Source organism: Blautia sp. An249 (genome assembly GCF_002159835.1).
In the GTDB taxonomy this organism is placed as follows: Bacteria; Bacillota; Clostridia; order Lachnospirales; family Lachnospiraceae; genus Blautia_A; species Blautia_A avistercoris.
This window is the reverse complement of sequence record NZ_NFJL01000026.1, coordinates 39,496-52,090: the sequence shown is the minus strand read 5'-3', so window position 1 is coordinate 52,090 and position 12,595 is coordinate 39,496. Positions and strand designations below refer to the sequence as shown.

Sequence of the window (12,595 nt, the reverse complement as noted above, 5' to 3'; positions counted from 1 at the left end):
GTTTATGGCGAGACACAGGAGAACGGGGAGATCCGTGCCACAAAGGTCTATATTACCCGGTATGAGTAAGGAAGGAGAGAGCAGTATGCCGTTTTATCAGCGAGGCGTTCTTTACCTGACACGAAAACGTGCCAAATCCATTCTGCTTTTGATGATTTTTCTGTTTGTCAACAGCATGATCCTTGGCACGAACATGATCCTGCACGCCGCGCAGAGTACGGAAGCCGCCATGAAGGAAAAGACGAAGGCGAAAGTGGTCTGTGAAATGATAGATGCAGGGCAGCCCGTTACAGAGGTGGATGCAAGGAAAATTGGAAACTTAGATGCAGTGACATCCATAAATCGGATGGGACAGCAGGCCGCATATCTGCCGGAGCTTCTTCTGGTTACTGGGAACACTTCCACGGAAGCGGATAACCAGAAAGTCAGCCTGTTATCCTTTGATGACATGGAGACAGACAGCCCCTTCGCGGATCAGTCCTTCCGGCTGACAGAGGGCAGGCTGATCGGTCCGGACAGCCAGTACTGTGCAGTCGTGAACCAGGGATTTGCCCAGGCGAATGGGCTGAAGGTGGGAGATACCTTCTCCCTTGAGAATGAGGAGGGAAAGAAGACCACGGTGGAGATCATCGGGGAATATCTTGCCGGAAATGAAACCCGGCAGGAGAAAGAGACTCCTGCTCTTTACCGGCAGGAGAACCAAATCTATATCGACAATACAGCGTATCTGGAACTATTTGGCGAGAAAGGATTCTATAAACTGTCCGCCTATGTCAGCCAGCCGGAGCTTCTGGATTCACTTGCCGGGGAAATGCAGGAAATTGTGGGAGAAAAGGCAGGGGTCACTACATCCGATACCCTGTATCAGCAGATGAAGGCTCCACTGACGCAGATTACCCGGGTGGTGTCGCTGATGCGTCTGCTTGCTTTCGGCACCGGTACGGCCGTTGTTTCCCTGCTTTTATGTATGTGGATGCGCAGCCGCCAGAAAGAAATGGCGGTGTTCCTCAGTATGGGAGAGGGGAAATCCGTGGTCTTTTGGCAGGCGCTGCTGGAATCGGCGGTGGTCTTCCTGATCGCGCTGCTGGGAGCCTGTGCCCTTGGTGCAGCCGCAGCAGGCTGGATGCAGAAGCTTCTTCTTGCCACTGTGGATACAGGGACTTCTCTTACTGTTACCTTACAGGCTGGCGATATTGCACAGCTTCTGGGAATCGGGGGAGCTGTAGTAGGGATCGGAGTCCTGCTGTCCCTGATCCCGGTGCTCCGGTCAAATCCAAAAGATATTTTATCAAGAATGGAGGGATGATTCATGAATCTGTTTGAACGGGCAGGGCGTTCCTGCTGCCGGAAGCCGGTTCGCAGCCTGCTGCTTTTGCTTGTGGTGTGCCTGATCAGCCTGCTCTTCCTGTCGGGAATGGCAAGCCGCAGCGCCAATATCGGGGCGAAAGACAGTACCCGCCAGGCCATCGGCGCGGGATTCCTGCTGGAATATAATCCGGTGAACCGGAGCCAGCGGATCGAGGAAGCCAGCGAAAAGATCTCAGAGCTGTACGAGGACGGCCAGGGAAGCTACGGGGGCGTCCATCAGGAGAAGATTACGGTCAATGGCTCGGAAAACTGGAGTGTCTACACAGATAACTCTTTTGAGTCATTAAAGACGGAGGATATTGAAAAGATCGCAGGGACGAAAGGGATTGCCGACTATAATATCACCACAGTCCCTACTGCCGTGAAACCGGCGGACTTTGAGCGGATTGAGGATGCGGACACCGACCAGACCAATGACTTTCAGGGCGTCACCCTCATCGGAAACCGGGATATGGCGCTGGATGCCAATGTCTTAAGCGGAAATGTTACCCTCAAAGAGGGGCGGATGACCACAAAAGAGGATGCCAATGTGTGTGTCATCTCAGAGGAACTGGCGGAGAAAAACGGACTGGAAGTGGGAGACCGTATGAGGTTTCATCCTCTTAAGGAAGAAGAGCCTGTACAAGAAGCAGAGATCGTAGGGATCTATCAGGTGCAGGAGCCCATGCAGCCCTATATGTCCGGAGATACGTTCCGCTCTGAGAATGTGATCTTTACGGATCTGGATTTCCCTGCAAAGGCGGAGCAGGATGATCCGTTGTACGAGAAGGCTTATTTCAAAGTGGCAGATGTGGATGATTATGAGACTGTGAAAGACTCCATCCGGAAAACGGACATGGAGTGGGAGTGGTATGATCTCATAGATAACAATGGCAATCTGGATACCATGGCGTCCAATTTTAATGATCTGGAGAAAATCAGCAATACGCTTCTGACGGTGGTGGCGGGAGCCGGATTTGTGATCCTGTTTCTGATCTTCATTTTCTGGATCAGGAACCGGACCAATGAGATCGGAATCCTGATGTCCATCGGCATCGCAAAGGGGAAGATCCTCCTGCAGATTTTAACAGAAACGGTTCTGATCGGGGGTCTTGCCATTGCTTTGTCGTTCCTCATCGCCCCTGCGGTGTCAAACGCAGCGGCACATTACCTGACCGGTCAGCAGGAACAGCAGGCCGGGGTACAGGAGGAGATGGACGCCGGCAAGATTGCCACGGATTACCAGGCGCCGGAACTGACTGTGACGGATGTGGAGACCAAGATCACACCGGAGATGCTGCTTACAGACGGGGCTGCGGTGACAGGGCTGATCGCCGTTTCCACCTGCGCCTCCAGTATCCTGATTTTCCGTAGAAAACCGAAAGACATTTTAAGTGAAATGAGTTAGGAGGAAGGAAGAATGATCTTAGAAGCAAGGAATCTCATGTATTCTTATTCGTCAAAACGGGAGAAACTTGTCCTGAAAAATGTGTCGGCCTCTTTTGAAGAAGGTACGTTCTATGCGGTGGTTGGTGCCAGCGGCTCCGGGAAGACCACGTTCCTGTCTCTTCTCGCGGGGCTGGATGCCCCCGTGTCCGGGCAGATCCTTTATCATGGGGAGGACATCCGTAAAAAAGGATTGAACTGCCACCGCAGGCACAATATCTCTCTGGTATTTCAGAACTATAATCTGATCGACTATCTGACTACCGAGGAGAATGTAAAGCTGGGCGGCAGGAAGGACGTCGGGGAACTGCTCTGTCAAGTCAGTATTCCAAAAGAGGACTGGAAGCGAAATGTGCTGAAACTCTCCGGCGGCCAGCAGCAGAGGGTGGCGATTGCCCGTGCCCTGGCGAGTGAGGCGAGGGTGCTGCTGGCAGATGAGCCCACCGGAAATCTGGATGAAGAGACAGCGGCAGAGATTATCGAACTGCTGAAACGAACCGCCCACGAACTGGGGAAATGTGTGATCGTAGTGACACACAGTAAGCAGCTTGCGAAGGAGGCGGATGAGATTCTGGAGATGAAAGAAGGGAAACTAAGAAAGCAGGAGAGAAGCTGTTTAGAAGTACGGGAGGGATAGAGAGCGGTTGCGGATTTACAACTCCGGAGAAAAACAGGAATCCAGAGACGAAGAACCGTCAAAGGATTCCTGTTACTATGCTGAGAATGATAAAGTTGTTTTGAAACCGTTTCCTTCCGTACTCTGTATTGCCATTGTCCCGTGGTGTGCTTTTATGCGAATACGGAGTTTTGCAGTTCAATTTTCAGTCAAACCCCAGCAGGCTTTTTAGCGGCAAAGTTACATAGAAAGTTGCTCCGCCTCCTGCGGTATCTGTATGGCCCACCGTTCCGCCCAGCATTTTGGACAGTTCAAATGCAATACTCAGGCCCAAGCCGAAATGTGTTTTATCAGAACGGGATTTATCCGCACAATAGAAGCGGTCAAAAATGTAGGGCTTATCCTTATCAGCAATGCCACATCCATGATCGACAATGGAAATTGTGATTTCCTTTGGCAATAAGCCGGCACATATGTCGATAGAGGCTCCGGGTGGAGAATAATAAATGGCATTATCCATAAAAACACTCAGAATTTGGTATAGCCTTTCACGGTCAGTGATTAGCTTTGGAAAACTGGTTTTATTCAGATCTAAGTTCAGGTGAAGCTTTTCTTTTATGCATACCGGCTCATAGGCTTCGTAAAGGGAGATCAATAAGGTATCCACATTGATTTCTGCCGTTTGGACGGTCCATTTATCTGCGTCAGAAGAAGCGAGAAGCAGCATATCTCGGACGAGCCTTGACATCCGCATACATTCGGAATCAATCGTCTGCAGACCGGACTGTATTTGCGGATTGTCCTGCGGGACAGTGTCCTGAAGTTTTTCCGCACTAGTCATGATCACTGCAAGGGGGGATTTCAGTTCATGGGAAGCTGCTGCGACAAACTCTTTCTGCCCTTTCAGAATCTTTTCTGTCGGCTCAAAGGCTCTTTTGAACAGGAACCGGCTCAAAAGAAAGATGCACAGAAAGGAAGACAGCCATACCATGATATAGGTTGCCATGCGGGTTGTAAAAACTTCCCACATGGAGGTTCTTGGATAGAAGATCTCCAGCATGTAGATCTGTCCTGATTTTGCGCGGATGGTGGAGGTCACTCCGAAATAACGCTCTCCCTGGCTGCCGGTAAGTTCTAGGGGTTCCATAATGGAGGAAGCCTCCGAGGTTGTCTGAACATACAGAATCATCTCGTTCATCGCAATGGAAAGTGTTTCGGCTTTTGTTGGAAAATCGGCATTGTCTTCATAGAGGACATCACCATATAAGTCCTTCAAAATAGCAGCCACCTCATTATTTCCCCAGTTCAAAAGTATGCGTTCTGCCGGAGCCTGTTCGGTTTCTAATTCCAAGACGAAAAAGGAGGCCATTTTCTGTAAGTAATTTTTATCTGCCGCAACCTCGGACTGATACTGGCCATAAGATAGAACCGCTATAACAGCGGTTATGAGGCACATGATCGCAATTATAAAAATTGTCTGTAATCGTCTGGATAACTTTTTAAGCATGGGAACGCTCCAATTTATAGCCGGTGCCATAAACCGTTTTTATTTCACAGCGGCTTTGCAGTTCTTTTAACCGTTTGCGGAGGAAAGAAATATAGTTTTCTACATTTCCCGGCTCAATCTCTGAGTTTGCGCCCCACACTCTCACAATGAGCTGCTCCTTGGTTAGCAGAGTTTCCGGCGTTTTCATCAGATGATACAGCAGTTCTGTTTCTTTTCCTGTCAGGGTCAGCTCCAACTCCCCCCTGCGCAGCAACCGGTTCATCCGGTCAAAGGTTAAATCACAATAGGTGAGACAGTTGGATTCTTTCATTTCATGTGGGCGCCTTGTCAAAGCACGGACTCTGGCAAGCAGTTCCAGAACGTGGAAAGGTTTTACAAGATAGTCGTCGGCTCCGCCGTCCAGGCCTTCGATCCGGTCATCCAAGGCAGCCATTCCTGTAATGATAATAACCGGAATCGTGATACCCTTTCTCCGCATGGACTTTATAATCGTCAGTCCGTCAACGATCGGCAGCATACGGTCTACAATAGCTAAATCATGACCTAAATCAGTATTGAGGGCATAGAGCATGGCGGTTTCCCCGTCATGGCAGCAATCCACGGAATAACCTTCTTTTCCAAGAGCCTGTTCGATGGTATCGCACAGGGTCAAATCATCCTCTAATAGTAAGATTCTCATAATATACATATCCCTCTGAGTTCATTTTTTCATCTGATTATAGCATACGAAACCTCTAAAAGTCCTGTAAAAAATTGTGGAAAATGGGCCGCCATTTTGAGGACTTTTAGTGGGGCTTTTCTGTAGCATGAGAGGGCAGGCAAACGAAGAAAGGAGGAAAACGGAATTGCAAATGAAACACTCAAAAGGAATTACCTTACTGTTGGCAGGCGTAAGTGCCATATCTCTGATGACAGGCTGCGGCAGCAAGGCGGAAGCTCCTTTAGGAGCGGAAGGCGGATCTGAGATGAACGAGGAGGTATATGAGGGCGCTGTTTTGACCGGTATGGTTATCGACTATGCAGACGGCGAGTTCTCTGTTTTGGCGATACAGGAGGAAACTGCTGACGATGGCGGGGCGATTGCCATCATGCCGGCTCCGGGTTCCGAGGGAGCGAGCAATACCACAAAGGTCACCTATGATACGGATTGTGAGTTTCAGATTGTCAAGATCGATGCTTCCCGGGAAAAAGCCCCTGAGTATCAGGATGCCGGCTCCGGGGATGTACAGAAGCTGACAGAGATTATTGTCTTTGGAGAGGAATTATCCTCTGGTGAAGTACAGGCGGATAAGGTGCTTATTTCACAAATCTACAACAAAGACAAGATGCCTGGCAGATATTAAGATTGGCGGGGGTGCGCTATGGCATTTTATCAACGGGCTTTTTTATACCTGTGGCGGAAACGGGGGAAATCAATGCTCCTGTTGCTGATCTTTCTGTTTGTCAATACGATGATTCTAAGCACCAATATGATTCTGCGCGCCGCGGAGGACACAAAAGCCGATATGCAGGAAAAGACAAAATCAAAGGTGGTCTGCGAGGTGGCAAGCACAGGCACGCGGATTACCATGCAGAATCTGGAAAAAATACAAAACCTGCGCCATGTAACGTCTGTCAACCGCTCAGGGGAAAATCCGGCTTTTTTAAGCAATGCGGTTCCGATCACAGGCAGCGGCTCAGCGGATGACGCAAATTGGATGGTGAAACTGTCCTCATATGACGAGCTGGCATATGACAGCCCATTTGTGGATCGCCCGTACAAACTGACGCAGGGTGATTTCCTGACTGCAGACACCAAAAACAGTGCCGTTGTCCATGCTGATTTTGCGGAAAAGAACGGGCTTGCTATTGGTGATGAGGTCGGGGTGGAAATTAAAGACGGGAAATCCGCAACTTTGAAAATCATAGGACTTTACCGGGCTGGGAATGAGCGAAAGCAAGGTGACGACATCTTGGCAGTACGCCGCATTGAAAACCAGATTTTTATTGATAATACGGCCTACATCGGATTGTTTGGTGAGAACGATTTTTACAAGGCGGCTGTTTATACGGATGCACCGGAATATCTGCAACGTTTAAGTGGTGATTTACAAACTCTGCTGGGGAGTAAAGTGAGCGTTGAGAGTTCAGACGCGCTCTACCGCCAGATGAAAGCCCCTCTGGAGCAGACTACAAGGGTCGTGGAGCTTATGCTTCTCCTTACCTTTATCACCGGGACAGCGGTCATATCCCTGTTGCTTTGTATGTGGACAAGGACAAGACAGAAAGAAATGGCAGTTTTCATCAGTATGGGAGAAAAAAAGATAAAAATCTTTTTGCAGGCGATGCTGGAATCCGCAGTTCTTTTCCTGATGGCGGCCATGGCGGCCTGCGGTTTGGGAACCTATACGGCAGGATGGTTACAAAGCGTACTGATTTCTTCCAATACCGCTCAGATGGAACTGCAAATATCGCTGCAGGCAGAGGATATGGCATTACTGCTTGCCATAGGTGGGGCTGTTGTGTTGCTGTCCGTATTTTTGTCGGTCCTTCCCATCCTAAGAACAAATCCTCGTGAGACGCTTTCAAGAATGGAGGGATGAAACCATGAATTTACTTCAGAGAGCTTGGCGTTCCGTTGTCCGAAAGCCTGTCAGAAGCTTGCTGCTTTTACTGGTCATTAGTATTATCAGTGTGCTCTTCTTATCCGGAATGGCCAGCCGAAACGCCAGCATCGCTCTCAAAGACAATACCAGGCAGGCCATCGGCGCAGGATTCTTAATGACGAAGAACGTGGAAAATGAGAGCAAGCGTGTGGAAAAACTTTCTCAAAAAATAGGAGATAAGGACGGGAGTCTGGAAGGATATCACCAAAAGAAAGAAATGATTGAGGGGCAGCCCATGTGGAGGACATGGACGGACAATGTTTTCCACTGTATCAAAACAGAGGATATTGAAACGGTTGCCAGTGTGGACGGCATTTCAGATTATAATATTACCACAGCCCCTACCCGTGTAAAAGGCAGCGGCTTTGAGCGCATTGAAGACCCCGAAGCAGACCAGACCTATGACTTTGGCGGTGTTGCCCTGATTGGCAATCTGGATATGAAACTGGACGCCAACGTATTGAGCGGAAATGTGAGTATCATAGAAGGCCGTATGGTCGCTGCGGACGACAAAGATGTATGTGTAATTTCTGAGGAACTTGCCAGGAAGAACGGGCTGAAAGTAGGAGATACCATGACCTTTCATCCCATTGAGGAGGAAGAACCTGTATCAGAGGCGGGAATTATCGGAATTTATCAGGTGAAGGAAAAGATGACGCCCTATATGTCCGGTGATACCTACCGCTCGGAAAATGTGATTTTCACAGATTTGCATTTTCCGGAAAAGGCAGAGCAGGATACGCCTCTTTTTGAACGGGCCTGTTTCAAGGTGGGCGATGTAGACGATTATGAGGATGTCAAAAAAAGGATCATGGAGCTCGATCTGGACTGGGAATTGTATGACCTGATTGATAACAACGGAAATCTCAACACCATGGCCGGGAACTTTAATGACTTGAAGAATATCAGCGAAATCATGCTGTTGATCGTAGCAGGTGGCAGCTTTATCATCCTGTTTCTGATTTTCCTGTTTTGGATTCGCAACCGTAATAATGAGATGGGGGTACTGCTTTCATTGGGTGTCTCAAAATCCAAAATCCTATTTCAGATAATCACAGAGGCACTCATCATTGGCGTGATTGCAGTGGGTATTTCCTTTGCCGTGGCGCCGGCCACAGCTCAGGAGGCAGCCACCTATCTCGTGGGGCAGCAGGAAGAGCAGGCACAGCTGGAGAAGGACGCTGTTGCCGGCCAGGTAGCGACCGAATATAAAGACACTGAACGGATGATTACCGGTGTACAGGCAGAGGTCACAAAGAATATGCTTCTTGTGGACGGCTTGGGGATTGGCGCACTTATTATTCTTTCAACAGCGGCTGCCAGCATCCTGGTTTTCCGGAAGAATCCAAAAAGCATACTGAGTGAAATGAGTTAGGAGAGGACTTAAAGCTATGGCAGGAAGAATACAGGAAAACTAAAAAGCAGGAGAGAAGCTGTTTAGAAGTACGGGAGGGATAGAGAGCGGTTGCGGATTTATAACTCCAGAGAAAAACAGGAATCCAGCGACGAAGAACCGTCAAAGGATTCCTGTTACTATGCTGAGAATGATAAAGTTGTTTTGAAACCGTTTCCTTCCATACTCTGCATTGTCATTGTCCCGTGATGTGCTTCTGTGATCTGGCGTACCAGCAGTACACCAAGACCATGGCGCAGACGTAGATTTTCATCGCATGGGGTGGTTTTCCGCTCTAAGTGTGGGGCGGTACAGCTTTACCTTTCTATGAGAATACGGAGTTTTGCAGTCCCGGTGGGAATGGCTGTCTGCCTGAGTATTGCGGGATTAGGTTGCCATATTTTAGGATTTAGCAGTATGTTCCCGTATTCCCAGATCATCCTGGGGCTGTCATCGCAGGATGAGACGCTGCCGGTTGACAGTATGGTTTCGTTAGTCCTGATGGTGATTGTATACATTGTATTGTTCATCCTATTGGCAGCGCATCGTTTAAAAAAGGCGGATGTCGTAGCAGGATAGGGAGACAAGAACATACGAGGATATTTTCACTGTTGAGAAGTATGTTGTACTGGGAAAATAACAAATCAGTGTTAAGTAAATTTCATATCACAATCTGTCATCGTCCGGTTGGCTTAAGTTCTGCCGGGCGATATTTGATACTATGGACTACGTTTCTGTTCTAAAAATCCTTGTCGGTTTTGTAAATCTTTGGTAGAAAATTGTTCTGTACCCTATCTTTGAAACGAAAAGTAAGAAATCTATTGACAATGAAGTGTATAATGTGTATAGTGTGTATATAAAAACATCACATTAAAAGGAAGAAGATATGAAAATAGTCATTTCAAATACGTCAGATATGCCTCTATATAAACAGATAGAGGACCAGATAATTGATGCAATACTAAAAGGTGATTTATCCGAAGGGGAAACCTTGCCGTCAATCCGCTCGCTTGCGAATGATTTGAAGGTGAGTGTTTTAACAATCCGAAGAGTTTATGACGACTTAGAAAAAGATGGGTTTGTAAATCGACAAGTAGGTATTGGAACAATTGTTTCTGCAGGTAATGTTGAGTTATTAAGAGATTCTAAACGTAGACTTGTAGAACAAAAAATGCTGGATATGATACAGACTGCAAAAGCACTCGGGATTACGCAGCAAGAATTAAATGATATGATGAATATTTTATTTGAGGAGGAGTAGGCGTGGAAAACATTTTAGAAGTAAAAGGACTGAATAAAACTTATCAAGATTTTTCATTGAAGGACATTTCATTTTCTCTGCCGGAGGGGTGCATAACAGGCTTTATCGGTATAAATGGAGCAGGGAAAACCACCACATTACGGTCTATTTTAGGATTAACACCGATAGAGTCTGGTGATATCCGTGTATTTGGGATGGACATGGCTACTAATGAGAAAGCAATTAAAGAAAGAATAGGAATTGTTCTTGATGAAGGAGGATTTTATGATGAATTAAGTTTGTCAGAAATGAAAGGTATTATAGCTTCTGCCTATCAGTCATGGAATGAAAACGAATATAGGGCATATCTTGACCGCTTTTCACTTAATCCGAAACAGAAAATCAGCACCTTATCCAAAGGTATGCGAATGAAATACGCCTTGGCGCTTGCACTTTCGCATGAGGCAGAATTATTAATCATGGATGAGCCGACTAGTGGGCTTGATCCCCTTATTAGAAGTCAATTGCTCGATATTTTGAAAGAGTTCATGGAGAGGGGCGGACGAGGTGTATTCTTTTCCACTCATATAACGTCTGACCTGGATAAAATAGCTGATATGCTGGTAATGATCGATGGGGGGCGAATTGTTTTTCAAGAAGAAAAAGACACTTTGCTGGACGGGTATCGGATTGTGAAAGGTGATCTGATGAAACTGGATTCAAATAGTGAAAAGATGTTTATGGCTATAGATAAAACGACATATGGTTTTACCGCAATTACAAAGAATGTTGATGAAGCCCGAAAAATCCTGCCAGACAGCATTTTTGAACGACCTGCAATAGAGGATATAATGCTCTGCAACATCAAAGGAGGAAAATAAGATGTTACTGCAATTGGTTAAAAAAGACTTTTTAATTGTGAAAAAATATGTGCTGCTCATGATAGCGGTGTGTGTTGTTTTTCCGTTGTTTCTTATATGGAGATCGCCGGAATATGCGGGCATACTGGGGTTCGTGTTGATAACAATTTTTTCGATTTTCATGTTGTTACAGTATGTATCATTAAAAGAAACACAATATCCGAAGGCATCTACTTTGTTATGTGCCTTACCATTTTCTCGGAAAGACATTGTACTGTCTAAATACATTTTTTGCATATTGATATACTTTGCCTGCAGTCTGATTTTTGGTCTGGAAACGCTTTTATTTCCTCAACTCCGTAATGTGGGATATGAATTGCCGGCTTTGTCGTTTCTGGTGATATCAGTTGTTTTGGGCATTTATCTTCCAGTACAATATAAACTGGGGTATGAAAAAACGAAAATGTTTTTCGTAGTGCTCATTATGGCGTCTCCATTTTTGTTTGCAAAGTCACTGGAAATTGAAACAAACTTTATAGCGGAAGTTTTATCTGAGAGGAATCCTATCGCTTTATTAGCAGCTTGCCTGATAATCAGTATGGTAATTCTGATTATCTCTTCTGTTATCTCGACAGGGATTTATAAAAAAGCTGATTTATCGTAAAACTTTTGAGGTGTTTGTCATGGATGAAGAAGTTGTTTTTTTAGGGGCTATAGCTCTGATTTCTTTTGCCTATTGTATTGTGAATATTGTTTCCTATCTGTTGTATAAAGATTCTTCTGGAAAGACGCAGGGGGTAATAATTTCATTCAAGACAATAAGTCTGCCGACAGAGAAAATGAGAAATTCAAAGTGGGCGACTATAACATATACTGTGGATGGAAAAAGATATACTTCAAAAAAGCGGATACAGGTTCCTATGACAGCAGATGTTGGCAGTAAAGTTTTGGTGCGTTATGATACAAAACAGCCTGAGAGACTATATTGTTTTTCTGTAAAGCGTATCGCTGTTTCCGCTTTAGTTATGATTGGCAGTTTGATAATAATAGGACTAATATTTTTGAGTTGAAGGAGGACTCCAAAATGCTGCATTTTCCAGAATGGTTTGTTGCGATTTGCATTTTATTGCCGATTGGAAATTATATTTATCGCAAATGGAAACAAAATAAGAGGAAATAAACATGTACACAACTCAATGTAAACGTAAATATTTACAAATAGCTGGACAGATAAAAAAAGAGATATTTTGTGGTAATTTACAAGGGAATACCCCTCTGCCTACAATCAGAAAATATGCCATCGTCTGTCAGGTTTCTATAAGTACGGTTTCTAAAGCTCTCCAGTTTTTGGAGAGACAAGGTATTATTTATGCCAGGCGAACAACAGGCTATTATGTTGTACCGCATATTTATGAAAAGAAGAAAGAGTTGGCTATGTCGCTGATTGAAGATTTGGTCACAGCAGTTAGAATACTGGGCTATACGGAAGAAGATCTATTGTTATTTGTGAAGGAATACAAGAAAGATGTCGGCAAGTAAGG

14 protein-coding genes are annotated in these 12,595 nt (G+C 45.9%); 12 read left to right on the top strand and 2 right to left on the bottom strand.

Features of this window, described 5'->3' with window-relative positions; genetic code table 11:
* Positions 1 to 85: 85 nt before the first annotated feature.
* The 3 genes from B5F53_RS17590 to B5F53_RS17580 are packed head-to-tail and all read left to right on the top strand — an operon-like array spanning position 86 to position 3,430.
* Positions 86 to 1,306: an ABC transporter permease gene (locus B5F53_RS17590; RefSeq protein ID WP_087226306.1), complete on the top strand. Its 1,221-nt coding sequence runs from the start codon at positions 86 to 88 to the stop codon at positions 1,304 to 1,306.
* 3 nt (positions 1,307 to 1,309) lie between these two features.
* A complete protein-coding gene (locus B5F53_RS17585) occupies positions 1,310 to 2,755 on the top strand; it encodes an ABC transporter permease (protein WP_204246957.1) in 1,446 nt (481 codons plus the stop codon).
* A 12-nt stretch (positions 2,756 to 2,767) separates the two neighbouring features.
* On the top strand, positions 2,768 to 3,430 hold the full coding sequence (locus B5F53_RS17580) for an ABC transporter ATP-binding protein (protein ID WP_087226303.1): 663 nt from the start codon (positions 2,768 to 2,770) through the stop codon (positions 3,428 to 3,430).
* Between the two features lie 184 nt (positions 3,431 to 3,614).
* Here B5F53_RS17580 and B5F53_RS17570 read toward each other — a convergent pair whose 3' ends face one another.
* Positions 3,615 to 4,916 carry a sensor histidine kinase gene (locus B5F53_RS17570; protein ID WP_087226297.1) on the bottom strand — a complete coding sequence of 434 codons (1,302 nt, stop codon included), beginning with the start codon at positions 4,914 to 4,916 and terminating at the stop codon, positions 3,615 to 3,617.
* Positions 4,909 to 5,595 (bottom strand): response regulator transcription factor, encoded by a 687-nt coding sequence (locus B5F53_RS17565; RefSeq protein WP_204246956.1) that lies wholly within the window; start codon positions 5,593 to 5,595, stop codon positions 4,909 to 4,911. Before B5F53_RS17565 ends, B5F53_RS17570 begins: the two co-directional genes overlap by 8 nt.
* Before the next feature lie 166 nt (positions 5,596 to 5,761).
* On the opposite strand from B5F53_RS17565, the gene B5F53_RS17560 reads away from it, so the two are divergent.
* The 9 genes from B5F53_RS17560 to B5F53_RS17525 all read left to right on the top strand — a co-directional run bounded on the left by B5F53_RS17560 (position 5,762) and on the right by B5F53_RS17525 (position 12,593).
* Positions 5,762 to 6,259 carry a hypothetical protein gene (locus B5F53_RS17560; RefSeq protein ID WP_140398274.1) on the top strand — a complete coding sequence of 166 codons (498 nt, stop codon included), beginning with the start codon at positions 5,762 to 5,764 and terminating at the stop codon, positions 6,257 to 6,259.
* Positions 6,260 to 6,277: 18 nt separating this feature from the next.
* The gene (locus B5F53_RS17555; RefSeq protein WP_087226291.1) at positions 6,278 to 7,498 is read left to right on the top strand and encodes an ABC transporter permease; all 1,221 of its coding nucleotides are present in this window, start codon (positions 6,278 to 6,280) and stop codon (positions 7,496 to 7,498) included.
* A 4-nt stretch (positions 7,499 to 7,502) separates the two neighbouring features.
* Positions 7,503 to 8,936: an ABC transporter permease gene (locus tag B5F53_RS17550; protein WP_204246955.1), complete on the top strand. Its 1,434-nt coding sequence runs from the start codon at positions 7,503 to 7,505 to the stop codon at positions 8,934 to 8,936.
* A gap of 345 nt (positions 8,937 to 9,281) precedes the next feature.
* Positions 9,282 to 9,533, top strand: a complete 252-nt coding sequence (locus B5F53_RS20005) for a hypothetical protein (protein WP_162610646.1) — start codon at positions 9,282 to 9,284, stop codon at positions 9,531 to 9,533.
* A 307-nt stretch (positions 9,534 to 9,840) separates the two neighbouring features.
* The gene (locus B5F53_RS17545) at positions 9,841 to 10,215 is read left to right on the top strand and encodes a GntR family transcriptional regulator (RefSeq protein WP_087226288.1); all 375 of its coding nucleotides are present in this window, start codon (positions 9,841 to 9,843) and stop codon (positions 10,213 to 10,215) included.
* A gap of 2 nt (positions 10,216 to 10,217) precedes the next feature.
* Positions 10,218 to 11,075: an ABC transporter ATP-binding protein gene (locus tag B5F53_RS17540; protein ID WP_087226285.1), complete on the top strand. Its 858-nt coding sequence runs from the start codon at positions 10,218 to 10,220 to the stop codon at positions 11,073 to 11,075.
* A gap of 1 nt (position 11,076) precedes the next feature.
* Complete coding sequence (locus B5F53_RS17535; protein ID WP_087226282.1) at positions 11,077 to 11,718, top strand: ABC-2 transporter permease; 642 nt, start codon at positions 11,077 to 11,079, stop codon at positions 11,716 to 11,718.
* Between the two features lie 19 nt (positions 11,719 to 11,737).
* Positions 11,738 to 12,124 (top strand): DUF3592 domain-containing protein, encoded by a 387-nt coding sequence (locus B5F53_RS17530; protein ID WP_087226279.1) that lies wholly within the window; start codon positions 11,738 to 11,740, stop codon positions 12,122 to 12,124.
* A gap of 112 nt (positions 12,125 to 12,236) precedes the next feature.
* Positions 12,237 to 12,593, top strand: coding sequence for a GntR family transcriptional regulator (locus B5F53_RS17525; RefSeq protein ID WP_087226276.1), 357 nt, complete (start codon positions 12,237 to 12,239; stop codon positions 12,591 to 12,593).
* The last annotated feature ends 2 nt before the right edge of the window (positions 12,594 to 12,595 follow it).

Bases quoted from the DNA above. Each gene is read 5' to 3' on its own strand.
- B5F53_RS17590 (WP_087226306.1), top strand. From the start codon at position 86: ATGCCGTTTTATCAGCGAGGCGTTCTTTACCTGACACGAAAACGTGCC.
- B5F53_RS17585 (WP_204246957.1), top strand. From the start codon at position 1,310: ATGAATCTGTTTGAACGGGCAGGGCGTTCCTGCTGCCGGAAGCCGGTT.
- B5F53_RS17580 (WP_087226303.1), top strand. From the start codon at position 2,768: ATGATCTTAGAAGCAAGGAATCTCATGTATTCTTATTCGTCAAAACGG.
- B5F53_RS17570 (WP_087226297.1), bottom strand. From the start codon at position 4,916: ATGCTTAAAAAGTTATCCAGACGATTACAGACAATTTTTATAATTGCG.
- B5F53_RS17565 (WP_204246956.1), bottom strand. From the start codon at position 5,595: ATGAGAATCTTACTATTAGAGGATGATTTGACCCTGTGCGATACCATC.
- B5F53_RS17555 (WP_087226291.1), top strand. From the start codon at position 6,278: ATGGCATTTTATCAACGGGCTTTTTTATACCTGTGGCGGAAACGGGGG.
- B5F53_RS17550 (WP_204246955.1), top strand. From the start codon at position 7,503: ATGAATTTACTTCAGAGAGCTTGGCGTTCCGTTGTCCGAAAGCCTGTC.
- B5F53_RS20005 (WP_162610646.1), top strand. From the start codon at position 9,282: ATGAGAATACGGAGTTTTGCAGTCCCGGTGGGAATGGCTGTCTGCCTG.
- B5F53_RS17545 (WP_087226288.1), top strand. From the start codon at position 9,841: ATGAAAATAGTCATTTCAAATACGTCAGATATGCCTCTATATAAACAG.
- B5F53_RS17535 (WP_087226282.1), top strand. From the start codon at position 11,077: ATGTTACTGCAATTGGTTAAAAAAGACTTTTTAATTGTGAAAAAATAT.
- B5F53_RS17530 (WP_087226279.1), top strand. From the start codon at position 11,738: ATGGATGAAGAAGTTGTTTTTTTAGGGGCTATAGCTCTGATTTCTTTT.
- B5F53_RS17525 (WP_087226276.1), top strand. From the start codon at position 12,237: ATGTACACAACTCAATGTAAACGTAAATATTTACAAATAGCTGGACAG.